The sequence below is a fragment of the Aeromonas sp. QDB34 genome, assembly GCF_027705405.1.
GTDB classification, from domain to species: domain Bacteria; phylum Pseudomonadota; class Gammaproteobacteria; order Enterobacterales; family Aeromonadaceae; genus Aeromonas; species Aeromonas hydrophila.
On record NZ_JAPDBT010000016.1, the window covers coordinates 1 to 22,111 of the forward strand.

At 61.1% G+C, this 22,111-nt stretch carries 21 protein-coding genes and 1 pseudogene (1 of these 22 cut by a window edge); 11 read left to right on the top strand and 11 right to left on the bottom strand.

What is annotated here, in order from left to right; genetic code table 11:
* The first annotated feature begins 63 nt into the window (after positions 1-63).
* Complete coding sequence (locus OKC29_RS17645; protein WP_333562763.1) at positions 64-642, top strand: LysE family translocator; 579 nt, start codon at positions 64-66, stop codon at positions 640-642.
* Positions 643-724: 82 nt separating this feature from the next.
* Here OKC29_RS17645 and fis read toward each other — a convergent pair whose 3' ends face one another.
* Positions 725-1,021 (bottom strand): DNA-binding transcriptional regulator Fis, encoded by a 297-nt coding sequence (gene fis, locus OKC29_RS17650; protein ID WP_005309538.1) that lies wholly within the window; start codon positions 1,019-1,021, stop codon positions 725-727.
* A 25-nt stretch (positions 1,022-1,046) separates the two neighbouring features.
* On the bottom strand, positions 1,047-2,012 hold the full coding sequence (dusB, locus tag OKC29_RS17655; protein WP_011707259.1) for a tRNA dihydrouridine synthase DusB: 966 nt from the start codon (positions 2,010-2,012) through the stop codon (positions 1,047-1,049).
* Positions 2,013-2,302: 290 nt separating this feature from the next.
* Between dusB and OKC29_RS17660 the strand changes: the two genes are divergently transcribed.
* The 4 genes from OKC29_RS17660 to OKC29_RS17675 all read left to right on the top strand — a co-directional run bounded on the left by OKC29_RS17660 (position 2,303) and on the right by OKC29_RS17675 (position 7,223).
* Complete coding sequence (locus OKC29_RS17660) at positions 2,303-3,709, top strand: TolC family protein (RefSeq protein WP_162275771.1); 1,407 nt, start codon at positions 2,303-2,305, stop codon at positions 3,707-3,709.
* 73 nt (positions 3,710-3,782) lie between these two features.
* Positions 3,783-4,787: an HlyD family secretion protein gene (locus OKC29_RS17665; protein WP_017410991.1), complete on the top strand. Its 1,005-nt coding sequence runs from the start codon at positions 3,783-3,785 to the stop codon at positions 4,785-4,787.
* Positions 4,787-5,923, top strand: a complete 1,137-nt coding sequence (locus OKC29_RS17670; protein WP_073351552.1) for an ABC transporter permease — start codon at positions 4,787-4,789, stop codon at positions 5,921-5,923. The genes OKC29_RS17665 and OKC29_RS17670 overlap by 1 nt, the downstream gene beginning before the upstream one ends.
* A gap of 103 nt (positions 5,924-6,026) precedes the next feature.
* On the top strand, positions 6,027-7,223 hold the full coding sequence (locus OKC29_RS17675) for an ABC transporter permease (protein ID WP_073351550.1): 1,197 nt from the start codon (positions 6,027-6,029) through the stop codon (positions 7,221-7,223).
* A 110-nt stretch (positions 7,224-7,333) separates the two neighbouring features.
* Here OKC29_RS17675 and OKC29_RS17680 read toward each other — a convergent pair whose 3' ends face one another.
* The 3 genes from OKC29_RS17680 to OKC29_RS17690 form a co-directional block, all read right to left on the bottom strand.
* Positions 7,334-7,969: an SDR family oxidoreductase gene (locus tag OKC29_RS17680; RefSeq protein ID WP_073351549.1), complete on the bottom strand. Its 636-nt coding sequence runs from the start codon at positions 7,967-7,969 to the stop codon at positions 7,334-7,336.
* Between the two features lie 128 nt (positions 7,970-8,097).
* Entirely contained in the window at positions 8,098-8,952 is an 855-nt protein-coding gene (locus OKC29_RS17685; RefSeq protein ID WP_073351547.1) for a DnaA ATPase domain-containing protein, read from the bottom strand.
* 69 nt (positions 8,953-9,021) lie between these two features.
* Positions 9,022-9,699: a DnaT-like ssDNA-binding domain-containing protein gene (locus OKC29_RS17690; protein ID WP_073351546.1), complete on the bottom strand. Its 678-nt coding sequence runs from the start codon at positions 9,697-9,699 to the stop codon at positions 9,022-9,024.
* Positions 9,700-10,039: 340 nt separating this feature from the next.
* Here OKC29_RS17690 and OKC29_RS17695 point away from each other — a divergent pair, with 340 nt between their 5' ends.
* Entirely contained in the window at positions 10,040-11,011 is a 972-nt protein-coding gene (locus OKC29_RS17695; protein WP_073351545.1) for a response regulator, read from the top strand.
* Positions 11,012-11,084: 73 nt separating this feature from the next.
* On the opposite strand, the gene OKC29_RS17700 is transcribed toward OKC29_RS17695, so the two are convergent.
* The 3 genes from OKC29_RS17700 to OKC29_RS17710 all read right to left on the bottom strand — a co-directional run bounded on the left by OKC29_RS17700 (position 11,085) and on the right by OKC29_RS17710 (position 14,022).
* Positions 11,085-12,482 (bottom strand): peptide MFS transporter, encoded by a 1,398-nt coding sequence (locus tag OKC29_RS17700; protein ID WP_011707249.1) that lies wholly within the window; start codon positions 12,480-12,482, stop codon positions 11,085-11,087.
* 213 nt (positions 12,483-12,695) lie between these two features.
* Positions 12,696-13,607: a UTP--glucose-1-phosphate uridylyltransferase GalU gene (galU, locus tag OKC29_RS17705; protein ID WP_017410998.1), complete on the bottom strand. Its 912-nt coding sequence runs from the start codon at positions 13,605-13,607 to the stop codon at positions 12,696-12,698.
* Between the two features lie 94 nt (positions 13,608-13,701).
* Complete coding sequence (locus OKC29_RS17710) at positions 13,702-14,022, bottom strand: ComEA family DNA-binding protein (protein ID WP_044800705.1); 321 nt, start codon at positions 14,020-14,022, stop codon at positions 13,702-13,704.
* A gap of 168 nt (positions 14,023-14,190) precedes the next feature.
* Between OKC29_RS17710 and cysQ the strand changes: the two genes are divergently transcribed.
* Positions 14,191-14,961 (top strand): 3'(2'),5'-bisphosphate nucleotidase CysQ, encoded by a 771-nt coding sequence (gene cysQ / locus OKC29_RS17715; RefSeq protein WP_162275770.1) that lies wholly within the window; start codon positions 14,191-14,193, stop codon positions 14,959-14,961.
* An 80-nt stretch (positions 14,962-15,041) separates the two neighbouring features.
* Here the strand turns inward: cysQ and OKC29_RS17720 are convergent, their stop codons facing one another.
* The 3 genes from OKC29_RS17720 to OKC29_RS17730 form a co-directional block, all read right to left on the bottom strand.
* Entirely contained in the window at positions 15,042-15,338 is a 297-nt protein-coding gene (locus OKC29_RS17720) for a YciI family protein (RefSeq protein WP_005309589.1), read from the bottom strand.
* A 25-nt stretch (positions 15,339-15,363) separates the two neighbouring features.
* Positions 15,364-15,915, bottom strand: a complete 552-nt coding sequence (locus OKC29_RS17725; protein ID WP_024946223.1) for a septation protein A — start codon at positions 15,913-15,915, stop codon at positions 15,364-15,366.
* 104 nt (positions 15,916-16,019) lie between these two features.
* Complete coding sequence (locus OKC29_RS17730; RefSeq protein WP_073351541.1) at positions 16,020-17,525, bottom strand: aminotransferase class V-fold PLP-dependent enzyme; 1,506 nt, start codon at positions 17,523-17,525, stop codon at positions 16,020-16,022.
* Positions 17,526-17,749: 224 nt separating this feature from the next.
* Between OKC29_RS17730 and trhA the strand changes: the two genes are divergently transcribed.
* The 4 genes and pseudogenes from trhA to OKC29_RS17745 form a co-directional block, all read left to right on the top strand.
* Complete coding sequence (gene trhA / locus OKC29_RS17735) at positions 17,750-18,385, top strand: PAQR family membrane homeostasis protein TrhA (RefSeq protein ID WP_044800701.1); 636 nt, start codon at positions 17,750-17,752, stop codon at positions 18,383-18,385.
* Between the two features lie 118 nt (positions 18,386-18,503).
* Positions 18,504-20,165, top strand: a complete 1,662-nt coding sequence (locus OKC29_RS17740) for a putative transporter (protein ID WP_017411002.1) — start codon at positions 18,504-18,506, stop codon at positions 20,163-20,165.
* Between the two features lie 228 nt (positions 20,166-20,393).
* Positions 20,394-21,809, top strand: a pseudogene (locus OKC29_RS23080) (retention module-containing protein); the annotation flags it as partial.
* Positions 21,807-22,111, top strand: partial view of a VCBS domain-containing protein gene (locus tag OKC29_RS17745; RefSeq protein ID WP_442866131.1) — the beginning only. 5,233 nt of this gene lie beyond the right edge of the window; only the first 305 of its 5,538 coding nucleotides appear in the window; the start codon lies at positions 21,807-21,809; the stop codon falls past the right edge of the window. The pseudogene OKC29_RS23080 and the gene OKC29_RS17745, both read left to right, overlap by 3 nt.

Consider the following 22,111-nt stretch of genomic DNA (forward strand, 5'->3'; position numbering starts at 1 on the left):
TCCTGATAGGTCCGAACCAGAGCAAAAACAGGCAGTTTAAAACAGGTTTACGCGACAACTATCTTGAAAAACGCCGCGGACTCCCTGCTCATCATGCTGCGCAGCGGTTCACAAGGTTGGCGGGCCGGTTCGGTGGCGGCGCTCGGAATAGGGACGGGCACCATGGTGCATGTGCTGGCGGCAGCGCTGGGACTGTCGGCTTTGCTGAGTGCCTCGGCCGAGCTGTTCGCCGTCATCAAGTTGATGGGGGCGCTCTACCTGGTCTATCTGGGAGGCTCGCTCCTGTGGCAAGGGGCTGGCTCACCGGCTGTGCGCGAGCCTGCCGTGCGGCTGCCTGCGCTCTCCTACGGCCGGATCTTCCGACAAGGGTTGCTGACCAATGTGCTCAACCCCAAGGTAGCCCTGTTCTTTCTGGCCTTTGTTCCCCAGTTCATCGTTCCCGATGCACCGCAGAAGGCGCTGGCCTTCGTCGTGCTGGGCTGCATCTTCAATTTCAACGGCATGATCTGGTGCCATCTGCTGGCCTTCTCGACCGCTTATGCGAGTCGCAAGGTGGTCTTGCCTGGCTGGTTGGGCCGCTGGCTCAACCGCCTGATGGGGGGGGTGTTTGTGGGGCTTGGCATCAAGCTGGCGGTGGAGTGAGAGGGTAAACGCCGGGCATAGAAAAAGGCGTATCCCATTGCTGGGATACGCCTTCGTCTGCACTGCAGCAGGCTGACTGAAATCAGTTCATGCCGTAGCGCTTGAGTTTCTTGCGCAGAGTACCGCGGTTGATGCCCATCATCACGGCGGCGCGAGTCTGGTTACCACGAGTGTACTGCATGATCACGTCCAGCATGGGAGCTTCGACTTCGGAGAGAACCATATCGTACAGATCAATCACTTCCTGACCGTTCAACTGGGCCAGGTAGTTACGCAGGGCCTGTTGCACAGAGTCACGCAGGGGGCGCTGGGTCGGCTCGGCAGCGTGATTGTGAGTAGTTGTTACCAATGCATCAGAAGTCAGGGTTTGTTCGAACATATTCGGTCGGCTCTTTAGTTATGCGTTAACCTAATCCATCGAAATACGCTTCGAGTGCCTCGAGTTGTGCATCTGCACAATCCAGGGCATTGAAGTGCTTACGGAATTCTCGGCCCGTCTCTTCTTCATCCAGATACCAGCCCACGTGTTTACGGGCAATGCGCGCTCCCAGATATGCACCATAAAACTGGTGCAGGTTGGTTACATGCTCGTTCATCAGGGTGCGAACCTCTTCCCTTTCGGGAGGCGGCAGCTTGGTGCCCGTCTCAAGAAAATGACGGATTTCCCGGAAAATCCAGGGTCGTCCTTGCGCAGCACGGCCGATCATCACGGCATCAACGCCGGTATAGTCGAGGACATACCGGGCCTTCTCCGGGCTGTCTATGTCGCCATTGGCGACAACAGGAATCGATACGGCCTGCTTAATCGCCCTGATAGTGTCGTACTCCGCCTCGCCCCGATAGAGGTCGGTACGGGTACGACCATGCACGGCAAGGGCCGCGATACCGCAATCTTCGGCGATTCGGGCGATCTCCTCGCCATTGCGGTTATCCGGATCCCATCCTGTGCGGATCTTCAAGGTGACAGGTACCTCCACTGCGTCCACTACGGCCCGGCAGATGGTTCTGACCAGGTCGGGTTGGCGCAGCAGGGCGGAACCTGCCAGCTTCTTATTCACTTTTTTTGCCGGACATCCCATGTTGATGTCGACGATCTGAGCGCCCTGCTCCACGTTGTAGCGGGCAGCAAACGCCATCATCTCGGGGTCGGCTCCGGCAATCTGGACCGATCGCAAGCCACCTTCTGCAGAGTGATCCATTCTCATCCTGGTTTTCTGGGTATCCCAGACATCCGGGTTGGCCAGCAGCATCTCGGAAACGGCCATGCCGGCGCCCAATCGCAAACAAAGTTCACGAAATGGTCGGTCTGTTACACCGGCCATGGGAGCCACGATCAGGGGAGTTTCAAGCGTGTGGGGACCTATCTGCATTCCACGGTTACCATCGGCTTAGGGCGGCGTATATTACGCATTTTTTAGTCAGGAGAAAAGGTTAGTATTTGAGCGTCAGCCATTTTTTTCTGAAAAAAACGTCGCGCCAAGGCTTGCAAATTCAGGAGTGCTTGAAAATCAGACATATTGTCGAGCCGGACTGGCGGGGCCAAATGGGTGAGGGGAGAGGCGATTTGCCTGTCCCCCTCCCGGACCGGTTTGCGTTATGATAGCGAGCTTGTATCGAGCAAAGGCTCCAAACAATTTCATTACAAACAGATTGGGGATGTATGACGGCAAGGTTCATCAAATCTCTCTACCCGTGTCTGCTTGGTGCCGTGCTGGGCTCGGCCCAGGCCCAGACGGTCAGTTTCAGTGAAGCCTGGAGTCGGGTCATCCGCCAGGATGACGGGCTGGCAGCCGAGCAGGCAGGGGTGGAGCGGGCGCAACAACTGCGCGAGGCGGCCAAGGCCATGTATCTGCCCAAGGTGGACGTGGGGGCCAGCTATACCCACCTCGATCAGCCGATGGAGCTCGACATGATGGATCTCAACCCCATCGCCAACCATCCGGAATTCGGCAAGGTGCTGGCGCCCATCATGCAGGCGCTCAAGCTGACGCCCAACGACTTCGTCACCCCTCTCACCAAGCAGAACGTGGTGACCAGCTCGGTCAAGATGCTGTGGCCGTTGTTTACCGGTGGCCGCATCGATGCGGCGCAGGACATTCGCCAGGCCCAGGTGAGCGAGGCGCAGCAGTTGCTGGTGCTCAAGCAGCAGTCCACCTTCGAAAGTCTCTCCCAGACCTACTTTGGAGTCGTGCTGGCGGCCCAGGTGGTGCAGACCAAGCAGGAGATCGAGCAGGGGCTGTCCCGCCATCTGGAGCATGCCAAGAAGCTGGAGGCCCAGGGCCAGATTGCCCGGGTCGAACGCCTCTCCGCCCAGTCGGCCTATGACCGAGCGCGCATCGATACCCAGAAGGCAAGGCGCAGCCTGGAGATCGCCCAGCTGGCCCTTGGCCACATGCTCAAGCTCAAGCAGGCCGAGCCCAACACCCAGCTCTTCATCAATCAGCAGATGCCCGAGCTCGATGCTCTGGTGCAGGAGACGCTGGCGGTACATCCCGGTCTCAAGCTGCTGACGGCCAAGAAGGAGCAGGCGCAGGGAATGATCAGGCTGGAGAAGGGCAAGTACGCCCCCGAGCTGTTCCTGTTCGGCAATTACAACCTCTATGAGGATGACTCGCTGGCCTCTAAGACCACGCCGGACTGGCTGGTCGGGGTGGGCGTCAGCATGCCGCTGGTGAGCCGTGACGGCCGCTCCGAGACGGTACAGGCGGCCAAGAGCGCCGAGCTGCAGGTCAATCTGCTGCAGGCCAAGACCCGCCAGGATCTGGAGCTGCTGGTCGAGAAGACCTGGCGCGAGGCGGCGCAGGGGCTGGAGGAGTTCCAGTCGCTCTCTTCCACCCAGGCGCTGGCCGAGGAGAACGTGCTGCTGCGGGACAAGGCGTTCGGGCAGGGACTCTCTACCTCCCTCGACGTGGTGGATGCCCGCAACCAGCTGGCCGGGGTCAAGACCCAGCGCGCCGCTGCCGCCTATCAATACGTGATCTCGCTGGCCCGCCTCTTGGCGCTCTCCGGTCAGATGAACAGTTTCAATCAATATCAGCATGGGCAAGTGATCGAGGTGAATTCATGATCGCGCGCCACTCTGCTCCTTTTTCCATGTCTGTTTCGACCGCCAAGGGTCGCCCGTTTGCCGAGGTGAATGCATGAGTCATCCCCCCATCAAGAAGAAGATGAGCCAGGCCAAGCCGCTGCTGCTGCCACTGGCGCTGGTGCTGCTGGTCATCTGGCTGGGCTGGCGTTTCTGGCTGGCCTATCAGCCGGAGCCGGTGCGCCTGCAGGGGCAGATCGAGGCGCAGCAGTACTCCGTCTCCTCCAAGGTGGCGGGCCGCATCGACGAGGTGCTGGTGAAGAAGGGTGATCAGCTGGCCAAGGATCAGCTGGTGTTTACCCTGGCCAGCCCGGAAATCGAAGCCAAGCTGAGTCAGGCCAAGGCGGGTCAGGCAGCGGCTGGCGCCATGGCCGAAGAGGCCGAGAAAGGGGCGCGCGCGCAGCAGATTGCCGCCGCCAAGGATCAGTGGCAAAAGGCCAAGGCGGCCGCGTTGCTGCGCGGCAAGACCTACGAGCGCATCGCCAGCCTGCATCGAGATGGCGTGATGCCGCTGCAAAAGCGCGATGAGGCCTGGACTGCCTGGCAGGCGGCCAAATACAGCGAAGGCATGGCCTGGCAGCAATACCAGATGACCCTGGAAGGGGCGCGGGAAGAGACCAAGATTGCGGCGCGCGAGCAGGCCAAGATGGCGGCCGGCGGCGTGGCCGAAGTGGAGGCCTACCTGGCCGATACCCGCATCGCCAGCCCGCACACCGGGGAAGTCTCCCAGGTGCTGCTGCGCAGCGGCGAGCTGGCCCCGCAGGGCTTCCCGGTGGTGACCCTGCTCGACATGAGCGATGCCTGGGCCCAGTTCCACGTGCGTGAAGATCTGTTGCCCCGCTTTGCGCTGGGTACCGAGTTCGATGCCCGTATTCCCGGCCTGGGCGAGCAGACGGTGCGCTTCAAGGTGACCCATGTGGCCGTGATGGGGGATTTCGCCACCTGGCGTGCCACCGATACCCGTCAGGGCTTTGACATGAAGAGCTTCCAGGTAGAGGCGCGCCCGCTGCAACCGGTTGAGGGGCTGCGGGTCGGCATGAGCGTGCTGGTCGAACTCTGATGGGACGTGAATGGCGGTTGCTGTGGCAGGATCCGTTCGGTCGGGCGCTGGCAAGCTGGCTACCCCTGTTGCTGATAGGGATCCTCTGCTGGGTCTTTTCGGCAGGGCTGGCGCGGGATCTCAAGATAGGTCTGGTGGATCTGGATCAGAGCCTGCTGTCACGTGAGCTGGCCTTCTCGCTGGATGCCTCCGCCGGACTCAAGGTCGCCCAGCAGTTTGATTCCATCGAGGCAGGGGCCAGCGCGCTGCGAGGGGGCGATATCTACGCCCTGGTCGTGTTGCCGAACCACCTGGAGCGGGATGCCCGGCAAGGCACCCAGCCTCAGGTCACCGTGTTCAACAACGGCCAGTTCATCCTGATCGCCAAGCTGATCAACTCGGCGCTGGCCCAGGTGGTCGGGACGCTCAACGGTCAGGTGGGCGTGCTCTCGGCCATGGCGGGCGGCAAGGCGCTGCCCGGTGCGCTGGGGCAGGCGGTGCCTATCGCCAGCCAGGTGACGGCGCTCTACAACATCAACTCCAGCTATGCCCAGTTTTTGCTGAGCGCCCTGTTGCCGGCGGTGTGGCAGATCCTGGTGGTGCTCTACGGCATCAATGCGCTGGCCCGCACCGATCGGCTGGGGCTGGACTGGACCACCAAAGGGGTCTGGTTCGGTCTCTGGCGCACCCTGCTGCCCCACGTGCTGATTGGCTGGGGCTGGGGGCTGGGGTGGAGCCTGCTGCTGTTCAAGGGGTTTGGTTACCCGATGCAGGGCAGTTGGCTGGTGCTGGCTACGGGGTTGGGGCTGGCGTCGGCCGCCTGCGTCAGCATGGGGGCCTTCTTCTACGGCATCATCCGGGATCCGGCCCGCGCCCTGTCGCTGGCCGGTGCCTACACGGCGCCGGGCTTTGCCTTCATGGGGGTCACCTTTCCGGTCAGCGCCATGGGGGATTTCGCCCAGTTCTGGCGCAGCCTGCTGCCCATCTCCCACTATGTCGAGCTGCAGATAGGCCAGACCAACTACGGTCAACCGCTGGCGGCGGCGCAGCCCCAGTTTGGCGCCCTGCTGCTGTTTCTGCTGCCCCTGTTGTTGGTGGTTCGCCGCTATCAGGCCCAGGCGAGCGCGGTACCCGTTAATGCGGAGCCCAGGTCATGATGGGATGCTGGGGTTTGCCACGCCTCGAGTGGCGGCTGCTTGATTTGTGCCTCTCGCTGGCGCCACCAATCGCTGCCTCCTGGCGGTGGAAGGAGCCAATCACATGCTAGGTTTCTGGGATCTGCTGCGCCTCGAGTTGCGCACCCTGCTGGCGGACAGGGCCATCATGCTCACCCTGTTCGGCGGCGTCTTCTTCTACTCCTTCCTCTACCCGCAGCCCTATCTGCACCAGCTGCCGCGGGAAGAGGCGGTGGTGGTGGTCAACGAGGACGGCAGTCAGCTGTCGCGTCAGCTGGAGTTCATGGCCGATGCCACGCCGCAGGTAAAACTGGTGGCGCGGGCGGGCAGTCTGGATGAGGCTCGTGCATTGCTGCTGGCGGGGCAGGGCAGCGGTATTTTGCACATCCCCCGCCACTTCTATCGGGATCTGATGCAGGGCAAGAGCGTCACTCTGGGCTATGCCGGCGATGCCTCCTACTTCCTGGTTTACGGCACCATTGCCGAGGGGCTGGCCCAGGCGGGCGGCACCCTGGCCGCCCAGGTGAAGGTCGCCAGATTGCTGAGCCACGGTGAGGCCTTGCCGCAGGCCGCCATGGGCTGGAATGCGGTGGCGCTCAACGTGCTGCCGGTGTTCAACCCCACCATGGGCTATGTGAACTACGTGGTGCCGGCGGTGTTCGTGCTGATCCTGCACCAGGTGCTGCTGATGGGCACCGGCATCCTGGGGGCGACCCAGAACCAGCGCAGCCAGCGCGGCGAGGCGGGCTACTGGCAGCATGCCCCCATCCTGCCACTGCTGCTGGCCCGCACCCTGGTGGTGGGAGGGCTGTTCGTGCTGCCGGTGAGCTACTTCTTCGGCTTCTGTTTCGATCACTACAACATAGTGCGCACCGCCGAGCCGGCGGCACTCTGGCTGTTCACCCTGCCGTTCCTGCTGGCCACCACCTGGCTGGGTGTGGTGCTGGGGGCACTGTTTACCCGCCGGGATTTGCCGACCCAGGTGGTGCTTGTCTCCTCGCTGCCACTGGTCTTTCTGGCCGGTTTCATCTGGCCGCTGGAGCTGATCCCGACCCCGCTCAACTGGCTGGCCCAGTGGGTGCCGAGCACCCCGGCCATCGAAGGTTTTCTGCGGCTCAACCAGATGGGGGCCGAGTTTGCTCAGGTCTCCCACTACTGGTGGCAGTTGTGGGGGCTGGCATTGCTCTACGGTGCGCTGGCCTGCCTGCTGCTGCGTTGGCGGCAGCAGTCGTTGCCGGTTGCCAGCCAGCCTGCCTTGCAGCGTGAAACCACCGCCGGTTGAGCGGGATGGTACCAGCACGCGTGATACGGCGTGTGCGGTAAAGCGAAAAACGGTCAGCCCTTGGGCTGACCGTTTTTGTATGCGCTGGACTCAGTGAAGCTGGTGCTGGTTTAGCCGCGCTGGAGCTCGGGATCGCCGATGGCATAGATCTGGCTGTGCGCCGCCTTGTCGCCGAGCAGACGCAGCCCGCAGGCGGCGACGTCGGCACGACGTACCAGGCCGTGTACCTCCTCGCCCTGGCTCAGCACGGCCTGACCGGTGGCCTCGCCATCCTGCAAACCCGCCGGACGCAGTATGGTCCACTCGAGCGCACTGGTCTGCAGCCAGCTCTCCGCCAGACTCTTCAATCTGACCTCATGACCGAAGGCAGAGCGCGCCCGCTGCGGCAGATATTGCCAGCTGTCGCCGCAACCGAGTGAGGTCACCAGCAGCAGGCGCTTGAGCCCGGCCAGCTCCATCTGATCGATCACCTGACGATTGCCCAGATAGTCGACAGGCTCTGCCTGGCGAAAACTGCCGAGGGTGGAGATGACCTGTGCCCCGTCACCGGCCAGCTGGCAGGCCGCCGCTACCGCCTGCGGGTCGAGGGCATCGCCGTTGACGACCTCGACTCCCAGAGCACGCAGCTCGGTGGTCACCTCGGGACTGCGGATCAGGGCGATGACCCGCTGGCCCTGCTGCAGGGCTTGTTCGGTGAAGGCGCGGCCCAGCCCGCGGCTGGCTCCGAAGATGAGTGTGGTTGGCATGCTGCTGCTCCCTTTGACGAAAGGGCTAGCCTAGAGGGTTGTAGGAAGGCTGTAAATGAGAGTTGTTTTTATTTGCCTGGAAAACAGGGAAGCGGCGAGCCAGTGGCGGAGCCTGGCTCGCACGGGGATCAGCCGTTGTAGTGGCCGATATGGGGGCGACGGCTGGGGCCGCTCAGGTGGATATCCACCGGATTGAACGCCTTGATCGCTTCAAAAGCGAAATCACCTATTGCCTGATGCAGGCTCTGGGGATTGTGGTTGGTGATGAGGATGACGCTTTTCGACAGGTTGCGACGGCGGCGCAGCAGGTGGCCGAGGAAGCTGGACTGGCTTTCCGCCATCTTGGCGCGGTTGGCCGAGACCTCGTCGATGATCAGCAGATCCACCTCTTCCAGGGCACGCCGGTACTGGTTGCGCTCTTCCTGATCCTGGATCACGTTGAAGAACAACCTGTCCACGATGGAGGCCCACTGCTGGAAGATCACCGACTTCTGGTGGCGTGCGATCAACTCGTGCGCCACGGCGCCCGCCAGGGTCGACTTGCCGGTGCCGTAGTCACCATAGATAAGCATGCAGCCGCCGCCGCTCTTCTCCCAGTGCTCGAAACCGCTGATGAAGTAGCGGGCGGTCTCGATGGGATATTGCAGCGCCGGATCGCCGGCATCCATCCGTTCAAACACCCAGTCGGGGTTGAGGTCGGCCTGGGCGATCAGCTTCTGGATCCGCTCCTGGCGCGCCGCCTTCTGCAGCTCGCGGACCTCGGCATTGGCCTTGGCGTCGTACTCCTTGCGCAGGGTCTCGTAGTCGTACTGGCTGCCGCCGGTCTCTTGCTGAAGGCGACGAATGCGCTCCAGCAGGCCTCCTACGTGGCGGCTCAATTCCGGGTCGTGAATGCGATGATCCTGCTTGGCCTTGGCGATCTTCTGGCGCTTGGCTTCGATCTCTTCCAGCTCCTGGCGCAGGGGATCGTGCGGGTCAGTCATGGAATGCTCCTTCTGCTCGGTCTGGGGTGGGGACAGGTCTCTGATTTTGCCTGCTGGCGGTGCCTGCTATCAATCATTATCCGGCTCCTGCGACTGGCCGGCCAACCGCTTGGCCTCTTCGATCATCTCCTGCGCCCGCTTGCTTGGGCCCGATTCGACCTGTGCCGGGGTCACCTGCTGGTAGCCCTGCACCTCCATCGGCTTGCGGCGGGTATAGCGGCGGGTCTTGAGGGCGCGGATGAACTTGAGCATCCACTGGTGCTGGGAGTCGAACACTTCGGGCCGCCCCAGCCAGTAGGCGATGAACTCGCCGAGATCCTCTTCGCTGTAGCTGGCATCGATCACCCCGCACAGGCGGGCGAGGGCCGGCAGCTCTGTATCCGGGCGCCATTGCAGGTGCATCTGGAACGGGCGCTCCGGCAGCGGGCTGCGCACCCGCTGGGTCAGCAGTGGCAGCTGGAACGGGCACTGATGGTAGTGCTCACTGTCGTTTTGCGCCTCGACTTGCAGCAAACCCGCCTCCATCAGCTCATCGAACAGCTCGGTCAGCTGGCGAGCATTGACTTGAAAGGAAAAGCCGCTGGGATCGCCCGGGTCGACCACCGCCAGTGCCCGGCCGAGCTCGGGGTAGTTGAGCCTGGCCAGCTGATTTTCCAGCACCAGTCGGCGCAGCTGCAGGGTATAGAGGCTGCGGGCCGGGTGGGACAATCTGGGATGGGCGAGGGCGCTGTATTCGGCAGGGGTCATGGCATGCTTCATTGACGGACGTGGCGGTATTATCCCCCATGGCGCAGCCTCATACAATTGATGGCATGCCCGGCACCGCCGGCGGGTGCTCGGCTCGCCCACAATCGGGGTTGCTTGTTTTCGTATGACGCTGTTTTTTTGTCAGCCAAGTTGCAAAGAGGAGAAAAAGCTGAGTTTCGATGAGCATCATTAGCTGCTTTATTTCAAGCAGTTGGCCGCCAGAATAGCTACCGAGCATGGATTTTTCGGCGATGATTCAATCATCTGATTGGTCAATGCAGTCGGTTATGGTCTAGGCTTGAGGCTAAATAACTGGTTGACTAATAAGAGCTTTATCAAGATGTCAAAAGCCGGACTACGGATCCTGGTGGTGGAGGACGAAGCGGTTTTTCGCCACTCGCTGGTCAATTATCTCGCCCACGATGGTGCCTGCGTGTTCCAGGCGGAAGACGGCATTGAAGGTCTCTCTGCCGCCGCTCTCTATCACCCCGATGTGGTGTTATGTGATTTGAACATGCCCAACATGGATGGGCATGAGGTGATCGCCTGCCTCACTGCCCGCTACCCTCATATTCCTGTCATCGTCATCTCGGCCCAGAGCAAGATGGAGGCGGTTGAGCGAGCGCTGCGCGCCGGTGCCCGCGATTTTTTGCTCAAGCCCATCTCGGACTTCGGTCAGGTGCGTCGCAGCATAGAGCAGTGCCTGAACGCCAATCACGGTTATGGACAACAGCTGGAGTTGATGGAGCACATCGACTTCTTTCGCGAACACGACCAGGCGGCGACCCGACTGCTGGCCTGGTTGAAGCCGCCGAGCTTGCAGGAGTGGGGGCCCTGGCAGGTCACCTTTGAAGGGATGGGCAATCTGTTCATTCCCGATACCTTCAAGGTGGATGACAAGCTGCTGGTGCTGGTGATGGAGCTGCCGATCCTCGGGGTGGATGCCGCCTTCTGCGGCGCCCTGGTGCGCTCCTTGATGAACGCCCCGTATCGCCAGTTTCAGCGTGGCGAGAGTCTGCTGCTGACCCAGCCCCACCGGTTGCTCGATTACCTCAATCTGCAGCTGGTCGAATCCGGTCTGCGCCACTCCTTCGCCATGGCCGCCCTGTTGTTTGATCAGGAGGACGGGCTGGTCTTTGCCAATGCCGGGCTGACTTCGCCCCACTGGCTGGTGCGCTCCGGCGGCCTGCCACTCGGCCTGCTGCGTACCAGCCACTACGCCTTGCACAGGCGCAGCTGGCATGAACCCTTTGACCTGCAGTTTCGCAGTGACAGCGGCAGTGCCCTGCATGTGCAGGTTCGGCATCATTAAGGCCGTGTCAGGAGGCCACATACAAAGAGGGCGCCCATGGGCGCCCTCTTTGTTGCTAGACAATCCGGACCGCTTAGACGGCGGCAGATTGCAGCTTCTTGTCGTGTTCCTGCGGCTCTTTGGCCGGACCTTCTGCACCGTGCATCCAGTAGACCAGGCGATTGGCCATGGTCAGCAGGATCAGCGCGCTGATCACGGCGGCCAGTGCGATGCCACCGAAGATGGCCATGGCACCGGATTCGCCGACGAAGGAGCCGATGAAACCGGCGGCATAGTTGGCCAGGGCCACGAAGCCGAACCAGGCACCCATCATCAGGGAGGCCAGGCGCAGCGGAGCCAGCTTGGTCACCATGGAGAGGCCGATCGGGGAAAGGCAGAGCTCGCCCAGGGTGTGGAACAGGTAGGCACCGACCAGCCAGAACATGGAGGTCTTGACGGCCTGATCTCCACCTTGCTCCAGCACGGCACCGATCATGAACAGGAAGCCCACGGCCAGGAACAGCAGACCCATGGCGAACTTCACCGGGGAGTTCGGCTCTTTCTTGCCGAGCTTGATCCAGATGGCGGCAACGATGGGGGCCAGCGTGATGATGAAGAAGGGGTTCAGGGACTGGAACCAGGCGGTCGGCACTTCGAAGCTGCCGATCATGCGATCGGTATACTCCTGTGCGTACAGGTTCATCAGACCACCGGCCTGCTCGAAGCCGGCCCAGAAGATGATGGTGAACAGACCCAGCACCAGGATGACCTTGATGCGATCCACTTCCTGCTTGGTCAGCGGAGCCTTCTGCTCCTTGGAGCGCTGCTCGGCGGCGCGCTGGGCGGCCGGCACGCGGCCGATGTCACCCAGGAAACGCTGAGCCATGGTGGCCTGCACTACCAGGGAGAGCAGCATGCCGATACCGGCGCTGACGAAGGCGGCTTGCCAGCCATAGGCGGTTGCGGCAGCGCCACAGATCACGCCGGCCAGCAGGGAGCCCAGGTTGATACCCATGTAGAAGATGGTGAAGGCACCGTCACGACGGTGGTCACCTTCCTGATACAGGTCACCCACCATGGTGGAGATGTTCGGTTTGAACAGACCGTTACCCACGATCAGCAAGCCGAGGCCCGAATAGAAGACGGTGTTGACCATGTCCGGGAACATGGCGTGCGGCAGTGCCAGGGTAAACTGGCCGGCGGCCATCAGCACGGCACCAAACAGAATGGCGCGGCGTTGGCCGAGGAAGGTATCTGCCAGCCAGCCGCCGATGATCGGGGTGATGTAGACCAGACCGGTATAGATGCCGTACAGCTTGAGGGCATCGGCCTGAGTCCAGCCCATCCCGCCGTTGGCAGTCATGTCAGTCAGATAGAGCACGAGCACGGCACGCATGCCGTAATAGGAGAATCTCTCCCACAGTTCGGTACTAAAGAGCAAAAAAAGCCCTTTAGGGTGACCTAAAAAGGTCCCTTTGGACGGATTATTCATTGGAACTTCCACCTGTGTCTTATATTTTTTTAGAAATTTTATGCAAGGGCTAGGAACAAGCCATAATCCTTATAGAACAAGCGTGATTAAATTACAATATTATGATTTAGCGATATTTTATCTATCAATGGTTGAATATATGTTTATAAAATGAAAAAGGGCATCGAATGATGCCCAGTGTTTTATTCCATTAATAGGTTAAATATTCAGCTATTACAGCTGCTTGGCAAACTGTTTCAGCCAAGTGATAAATTCGCCGTTCAGTTCCGGATGGCGCACTGCATATTCCACGTTGGCTTTCATGTAACCAAACTTGCTGCCGCAGTCGTGGCTGCGCCCTTTCATGAAGTAGGCATTAACCTGCTCCTGCTCCATCAGCATGGCGATAGCATCGGTCAGCTGGATCTCGTCGCCGGCACCGGCGGGGGTCTTTTCCAGCAACGGCCAGATGTTGGAAGAGAGCACGTAACGGCCGACCACAGCCAGATTGGAGGGGGCCTCGTCACGTGGCGGTTTTTCGACGATAGCCTGCATCGGCAGAGACATGCCCTCGCTCAACGCTTCTCCCTTGATGTCGGCGATACCGTATTTGTCCACTTCACTCTCGGGAACGGCTTCCACCATGATCTGGCTGATGTGATCCTCTTCGAACATGTGCACCATCTCGGCCAGGTTGTCCTGCTTGAGGTCGCTGGCCACCTCGTCGATCAGCACGTCCGGCAGCAGTACCGCAAACGGGTTGTCGCCGATCAGCGGACGGGCGCAGAGCACCGCGTGTCCCAGACCTTTTGCTTCCCCCTGGCGGACGTGCATGATGGTGACGTCTTTCGGGCAGATGTGTTGCACCTCTTCCAGCAGTTGCCGCTTGACCCGCTTCTCGAGGGTCGCTTCCAGCTCGAAGCTCTTGTCGAAGTGGTTCTCGATGGAGTTCTTGCTCGAGTGGGTAACCAGGATGATCTCCTTGATGCCGGCGGCGATGGCTTCGCGCACTACATACTGGATCAGCGGTTTGTCGACGACGGGCAGCATCTCCTTGGGGATGGCCTTGGTGGCTGGCAGCATACGAGTGCCCAGACCGGCGACGGGAAGAACGGCTTTGCGTACAACGAGCGGTGTCTTTTTCATGGAGAGAGTCCAGAGATACAAAGTGGGCCCATGATACCCGAAGAAAAATAGGGCAGCCACAGGCTGCCCTTATGATGGAAGGGGTGTGGATCGGTTACTTGACGATAATCATGTCCCGATTTGCTTCCAGCGTGGCCGGCCCGATGCCGCTCACATCGGCCAGCTGATCCACGGTAGTGAACTTGCCCTGCTTCTCGCGGTAATCAACGATGGCCTGGGCCTTTTTCTCGCCAATGCCCTTGAGCGCAGTCAACTCATTGATATTGGCGGTGTTCAGGTTCACCTTGCCGCTCTCCTTGGCGGCGGTGACCGTAGTTGCCGGCTTGGCAACAGGCTTGTCGGCGGCCAGCAGAGGCTGGCTGAGCAGGGGCAGGCAGCTCAGCAGCAGGGTGGCGGTCAGGGTCTTGTAGTTCATGGCGGCACGTCCTTGTGTGGTTTGGTATGCCTATTGAGAATTAGCCGAGTCGCGCCACTTTTTGTCTGTCAGAAGTAACAGGGTTATAACTCAGCTGAATCGGCTATAACCCACGCCATTCCAAAATAGGTACACTGTGCTAATCATTTGACCAGGATGTCTTTTCTTATGTTTTTTCCCGCGATTTCCGAGCTGGAGCCCATCGCCCGTGCCGCCGGTGACGCCATCATGGCCATCTACAGTCAGTCTTTTGCGGTGGAGTACAAGCAGGACGAGAGCCCCTTGACCGCCGCCGACAAGGGGGCGCACGAGGTGATCGTGCAGGCGCTGGCCCGGCTGACTCCCGACATCCCCGTATTGTCCGAGGAGTCCGGGCCCGAGGTGATGGCGGCGCGCCACGGCTGGTCCCGCTACTGGCTGGTGGACCCGCTGGACGGCACCAAGGAGTTCGTCTCCCGCAACGGCGAGTTCACCGTCAATATCGCCCTGATTGAAGAGGGGACTCCGCGTTGGGGACTGGTCTATGCCCCGGTATTGGACCAGCTCTGGTATGGCGGCAAGGGGCTGGGGGCCTGGCGAGTGGCTGATGGCAAGCGTGAGGCTATCCAGAGCCGACCTCATCAGGGAGGTACGCCCTGGCGGGTGGTAGGCAGCCGCAATCACCTCTCTCAGGCCACACTGGATTACCTGGCGGGCTTTGGTGACATGGCGCGGGGCGAGATTGAGCTGGTTTCCATGGGCAGTTCGCTCAAGTTCTGCATCATCGCCGAGGGGGGCGCCGAGCTTTACCCGCGCCTCGCCCCCACTTGCGAGTGGGATACCGGTGCGGCGCAGGCGGTGCTGGAGGGGGCGGGCGGCAGCGTCACCCAGCTCGATGGCTCGCCGCTGTGCTACAACAAGCCGGACATCCTCAACCCCTGGTTCGTGGCCAAGGCATAAAACGGGATATCGGGATACAAAAAGGCCGGACTGGCGTGAACTGCCAGTCCGGCCTTTATTATTTCGCTATTCGCGTTGGGTCAGAAGACCTTCTTGAACGGCTTGATGGTCACCTTGGCATAGACACCGGCCGCCACATAGGGATCGGCATCGGCCCAGGCCTTGGCATCCGCCTGTGAGGCGAACTCGGCGATGACGGTGCTGCCGGTAAAGCCGGCATCGGCCGGATCCTCGGCATCGATGGCCGGGTTGGGTCCGGCGGTGAGCAGCCGCCCTTCATCCTGCAGCGCCTGTAGCCTGGCCAGATGGGCCGGGCGCGCCTGCTTGCGCAGCGGCAGGCTGCCCTGAACATCTTCGGAATAGATGAGATACCACATGAGAGGATCCTTTTCTTGATGGCAGTTATTTTTTCATTTCATTTTTCTGCTCGGCGGGCAGGTGGCGATAGAGATAGACACCGCTCAGCAGAGTGAATACCAGGGTCATGCCAAGCAGACCGAACACCTTGAAGTTGACCCACATCTCCTGCGGCAGGTTGAAGGCCACATAGAGGTTGAGCAGGCCGCAGACGGTAAAGAAGCCGACCCAGCCGAGATTGACCCGATCCCAGACGGGATCCGGTGCCTGCAGCTCCTTGCCCAGCATCTGCTTGATCAGGTTCTTTCCAAAGCCGTAGCGGCTGATGAGCAGGCCCAGTGCAAACAGTACGTTGATGACGGTGACTTTCCACTTGATGAAGGTGTCGTCGTGGAAGAAGACGGTGAGGCCGCCGAAGAAGCCGACCAGCAGGAAGGTGAACAGCTGCATCTTCTCGACCTTGCGATAGCGGATCCAGCTGTAGGCGAGCTGCAGACCGGTCACCACCACCAGGGCACCGGTCGCCATGTAGATGTCGTAGAACTTGTAGACTGCAAAGAAAACGATAAGAGGAATAAATTCAATAAATTGCTTCATGTCTGGCTCGTCGCCCTCAAAAGTGGACCGCAAAATTTGATTCAGTGTACCTGCCCGATGGGCAACGGCAAATGAATAAGACCGCTCATTCGCCAGCCAGTTCCTCAGCCAAATAGCTGCCTTGCGATCTCGGCGCCCAGCCGCTGCTGATCTGCCAGCAGATCGCGGATATGGCGCTCTTGGATGAGCGGATTGAGCAGCACGGCCCGCAGCAGGGTGAGCGGCTGGGTGCCGTAGCGACCCACGGCGCGCTGGGTGCGGGAGACAAAACTGTGCCCCTCGGCGCGTTGAGCCTTCTGCAGGGCAACGTTGAAGGTATTGACCTGTTCGTTGGCGGCCTCGTTCAGCACCTTGCCCTGCAGATGAGGGGGGATGCAGCGATAGGAGAGCAGGTTCATCACCGGGGCCGACATCAGTTCGAAGGCAGGATCCTGGTCGATAAGGCCGGCCATCAGGCGGGCCCGGTCATAGTTGGCCTCGATGAGCTCAGCATAGCCCTGCTGGCCGAACAGCTGGAAGGCGGCATCCAGATAGAGGGCGTTGGCCGGGCGGGTGCCCTCCAGGGTAAAGCGCCCCTGATCAAAGGAGCTGGCGCGGATGGCGTAGGGGGCCTCCCGCTTGACCGCCATCATCAGGTCCGGCTGGCGGCAGAGCAGCATGCCGGTACCGAGCGGCACCAGCAGTTGCTTGTGGCCATCCAGGGTGACGGTATCGGCCCGCTCTATCCCCGCCAGCAGCGCCTGATAGCGGGGCGAGAACAGGGTCGGGCCGCCCCAGGCGGCATCCACATGGAAGTGGATCTGCTCGCGCTCGGCAATGTCCGCCAGTTCAGGCAGCGGGTCGATGGAGCCGAAATCGGTGCTGCCTGCCACGCCGACCAGTGCCAGCACCTTGAGCTTCTGCTCCTTGCACTGGGCAAGGGCCTGCTCCAGCGCGGCCATGTCGAGCCGGTTCTGGTCGTCGGTCGGGAGGCGCCAGACGCTGCGCGCCCCCAGCCCCAGCAGATCCATCCCCTTGTCGAAGGAGTAGTGCATCAGCCGCGAGCCCAGGATGACGGCGCCGCGATAGCCCTGCTCATAGAGCGCGAACAGGTTGTCGCCGCAGGCACGGTTGCGGGCCAGCCAGAGGGCGGTGACGTTGGCGATGGTGCCGCCGCTGGTCATGACGCCGAGTGCGGCATCCTTGGCATGCATCTGGGCGTCATAGAAGAGATCGTCGGCGCGATAGATGAGGCGGTGCAGCTTGGCCAGCACCTCCCGTTCCAGAAAGCTGAGCAGACGGGAGGACTCCATCTTCATCGGGTTCTGGTTGAGCATCACCACCAGGCGGGACAACTCGGCGGTGAAGGCCGGTAACGGGGCCGTCATGTGACCCATGTAGCGTGGCGAGGTGAGGTGAGATGCGCCAGGCACCAGGGTGGCCAGGCGTGCCAGATAGTCATCCATGGTGATACCGGTGGCCGGCATGCGGGATTGATCGAGCTGGTGGGTGAACTGGTCGCGCTGGTAGGGAGCCTGACTGTCATCCGAGTGGTGGAAGGTCTCCAGCAGATCCGTCATGGCCTGGCCGAAGGCCGGATCCGGTAGTGCAAACAGTTCAGTCAACTTCATCAGGTTCTCCAGACCGGGTTGCCAGGGAGTCACTGGGGGGTGAGCAAGCGCGGTGGCAACAGCTACGTGGGCATCGGCCGCAGAGCATACACCAAAGGCCAGCGGGTGACAGCCATGCGCATCGCCTCCACACACGGCAAATGGCATGAAAATCACTTTAAGCTAACACTTGTACTCTGAAATGGCGGCAGCTAGAGTGAGCGCAGTTTGGGCAGGAGTATGCAATGAGCAGTGTGACGGATTATTCGCCCCGCGAGGAGCTGGCCAACCGCCTCAGCCACGGCCTGGGGCTGGTGCTGGGGATCCTGGGGTTGGTGTTGTTGTTGAACAAGGGCTGGACGCAGGGCCCTCAGGCGCTGGTCAGTTACAGCCTCTATGGCGGTAGCCTGGTGCTGCTTTACTTGGCCTCGACACTCTACCACAGCATGGCGGAAGGGCCGGCCAGACGTTGGTGCAAGGTATTCGACCACTGCGCCATCTATCTGCTGATCGCCGGTACCTATACCCCCTTCCTGCTGGTGGCGCTCGACACGCCGCTGGCACAGGGGTTGATGGTGGTGATCTGGGGGCTGGCGCTGGCGGGGGTGGTGTTCAAGCTGCTCTTCATCAACCGCTTCAAGAAGCTGTCGCTGTTTACCTACCTGATGCTGGGCTGGTTGTCGTTGCTGGTGGTCTATCAGCTTTACATCCATCTGGAGGGGGAAGGCTTGCTGCTGCTCGGGCTAGGTGGTCTCATCTACAGCCTGGGGGTGATCTTCTATGTGGCCAAGCGCATTCCCTACAACCACGCCATCTGGCATCTGTTCGTGCTGGGGGGCAGCGTTTGTCACTTTATGGCCATTTATGGTTACGTCGCCTAGCTAGCCCTTAATTGGTATTTTTTGCTGCTCAAAAGGATAAATTCGTGCGGTATCACACAGTTGGCCGCGGCGTTTGCTGACAAGCTAGGGACAGTTCAATTCGCAAAGGATGCACGAAATGAGTGATATCGCGCTTTCCATCAGCATGTTGTCGCTGGTGGCAGTGCTGGGGCTCTGGCTGGGAAACTGGCGAGTCTATGGCGTCGGTCTCGGGATCGGTGGGGTGCTGTTCGGCGGCATCATAGTGGGCCACTTCGCCGGCCTCTCGGGGCTGGCGCTGGATGAGCAGACCCTGCACTTCATTCAGGAGTTCGGCCTGATCCTGTTTGTCTACACCATCGGCATTCAGGTCGGCCCCGGCTTCTTCTCCTCCCTGCGCAGCTCCGGTCTCAAGCTCAACGGCTTCGCCGCCCTGCTGGTACTGCTTGGCTGCGCCGTGGCGGCCGCCCTGCACCAGCTGTTCGACGTGCCGCTGCCGGTGATCCTGGGGGTCTTCTCCGGCGCCGTGACCAACACCCCTTCTCTCGGTGCCGGCCAGCAGATCCTGGCGGAGCTGGGCGCCGCGCCCGGTTCCACCGGCCTGATGGGGATGGGCTATGCGGTCGCCTATCCGTTCGGCATCTGTGGCATCTTGTTGACCATGTGGCTGATCCGCATGTTCTTTCGCATCAAGATCGACGAAGAAGCAGCCCAGTTTGAACAACAGGCCGGCAAGACCAAGGAGAGTCTGCAGACCATCAACATCGCGGTGCGCAACCCCAACATCCACGGTCTGATGCTGAGCGAGATCCCGAGTCTCGACGAGGCAGACGTCATTTGTTCGCGCCTCAAGCGCGGCGAGGAGCTGATGGTGCCGCGGCCAGATTCGCGCATCGAACTGGGCGACCTGCTGCACCTGGTGGGTGAGCGGCACGCACTGCGCAAGGTGCTGCTGGTGCTGGGGGAGGAGGTGGAGACCTCGCTCTCCACTCGTGGCACCGATCTGCGGGTGGAGCGGGTGGTGGTGACCAACGAGCAGGTGCTCGGCAAGAAGATCCGCGATCTAGACATCAAGCAGAAGTACGACGTGGTGATCTCGCGCCTCAACCGGGCCGGTATCGAGCTGGTCCCGACCAGCCAGACCAGCCTGCAGTTCGGCGACATCCTCAACCTGGTGGGACGACTCGACGCCATCGAGGCGGTCACCAATGTGGTGGGCAACGTGCAGCAGAAACTGCAGCAGGTGCAGATGCTGCCGGTGTTCATCGGCATCGGCCTCGGCGTGCTGCTCGGCTCCATCCCCTTCTATTTGCCCGGGTTCCCGGCGGCACTGAAGCTGGGTTTGGCGGGCGGGCCACTGGTGGTGGCGCTGATCCTGTCGCGCATCGGCAGCATCGGCAAGCTCTACTGGTTCATGCCCCCCAGTGCCAACCTGGCGCTGCGGGAGATCGGCATAGTATTGTTTCTGGCGGTGGTGGGCTTCAAGTCCGGCGCCGGCTTCATCGATACCCTGATCAACGGCGATGGCCCGGCCTGGATGATGTATGGGGTGGCGATCACCCTGATCCCGCTGCTGGTGGTCGGTGTGCTGGCCCGTCTGTATGGCAAGATGAACTACCTCACCCTGTGCGGCTTGCTGGCCGGTTCCATGACGGATCCTCCCGCCCTGGCGTTTGCCAACGGCATGCACCCCACCAGTGGTGCCAGTGCCCTGTCGTACGCGACCGTCTATCCGCTGGTGATGTTCCTGCGCATCATCTCACCCCAGTTGCTGGCCATCCTGCTGTGGGCTGGCGCCTGATATGAAGCCCCTGACGGGGGCACTCGCAGTGCTCCCGTCATCAAAGTGCAATACATTGATCATCTTGATTTTATTTTCCATCCCCGCCGTTGTTGACCCTTCTGTTTAACCGACCGTTCCAGCCTCAAATCAGTCTATCCATTCGAATTTTCTAACTGGTTTCCGGCGCCATTCGCGGGCACATTAGACGGTGGAATATTGCATGCCAATAGAGATTCAGGAGAGAACATGAGCAGCCACAATATCGCATTGGATCAGGACGTCGTCGTTACCCAGTTGAAAGGCAAGGTTTACCTGGTGGCCGCTGATGGCAGCCAGAAGCAGCTCGCCGAAGGCGATATCCTGCCCAAGGATGCGGTGCTGATCACTCCTGAAGGCGCCAGCTTCAAAGGCGGCAACCAGACTTTCACCCTGAGCCCGACCAACGAGCCGCAGGTTGAGGATGAAACGTCTCAAGAGCCGCAGCTTGCCCAGAATGTGCCGTCCGGCAATCCCAATGACATCGCAGCCCTGCAGCAGGCCATCCTGGGCGGCGCCGACCCGACCAAGGCATTTGAAGCATCTGCCGCAGGTGGGGCGCCTGCCGCCGGTGGTGGTGGCATTGGTGGCGTGGCTGGCGCCAGTGGCAACGGTGGTTTCGTTACCATCGATCGTACCGGTGATGCCACCATAGCAGCGGCCGGTTTTGATACCGCCAACCAGACCGATGCCGGCGTGATCGCTGATGCACTGCCGGGTGAAGAGAATCGCCTGATTGATCTCGTCCCGCCGGTGATCACCGTCTCTGCACCTGACAATACCAACGACACGACCCCGACCATCACCGGAACCACGGACGCCGCCGCCGGCAGTACCGTGACCCTGCTGGTGACCGATGCCAATGGCAATCAGCAAACCCTGATCACCACCGTCAATCCGGATGGCACCTTCAGCGTGGACGTGACCACTCCGCTGGTTGATGGCTCCTACACAGTGACAGCCAGCGTCACCGATCCGGCCGGCAACACCGGCACCGCGACCGATGACGGCAGCGTGGACAGTACCGCCCCCTCGGCGCCGCAAGTGGAAATCCAGGACGGCGCGGACAATGTCATCTCCGCCAATGAGCGCGAAAACGGGGTGGATGTCATCATCCGGCTGCCGGGCGATGCCAAGGCTGGTGATCGTCTCGATGTGGACTGGAACGGTGATGGCGTGCCTGACTCCAGCAGAATTCTGACGACTGACGACATCGGCCGTACCCAGGTCACCCTGACCATCCCTACCACGGATCTGCCGGTCAATGGCCCCATCACGGTGGATGCCTCCCTGACCGACCCGGTGGGCAACACCTCGCCCAAGGGGACCGACAACAGCGTGGTGAATGCCGCGCCTCTGCCGGGTGACGACCAGTTCACCGTGGCGGAGGACGGCACCGTCACCATCAATGTGCTTGGCAACGACACGGATGTGGATGGCGATCGCCTCACCATTACCGCCATCAACGGCCAGACCATTGCCGAAGGGGGCACGGTAGCGATCAGCAATGGTTCCGTCACCCTGAGCAATGGCCAGCTGATCTTCACGCCGGCTCCGGATTTCAATGGCAACATCGCGTTTGAATACACCATCACCGATGGCCTGAACAGCGCCACTGGCGGCGTGACCGGGACTGTTACGCCGGTCAACGATGCGGCTGTCATTACCGGCACTGACACCGGCGGCGTGGTGGAAGACGAAACCAACCCGATCCTGACCGAGACCGGCACCCTGAGCGTCACCGATGTGGACGGCGCCGACGAGGCCAAGTTCCTGGCCGGCAACGGCACCGCGAGCCCGGATGCCCTGGGCAGCCTGAGCATCACGGCTGACGGCACCTGGACCTACAACGTCGACAACAGCAAGGTGCAGTACCTGGGCAAAGACGAGAAGAAGGTTGAGACCTTCACCGTCCAGAGCGTCGAGGA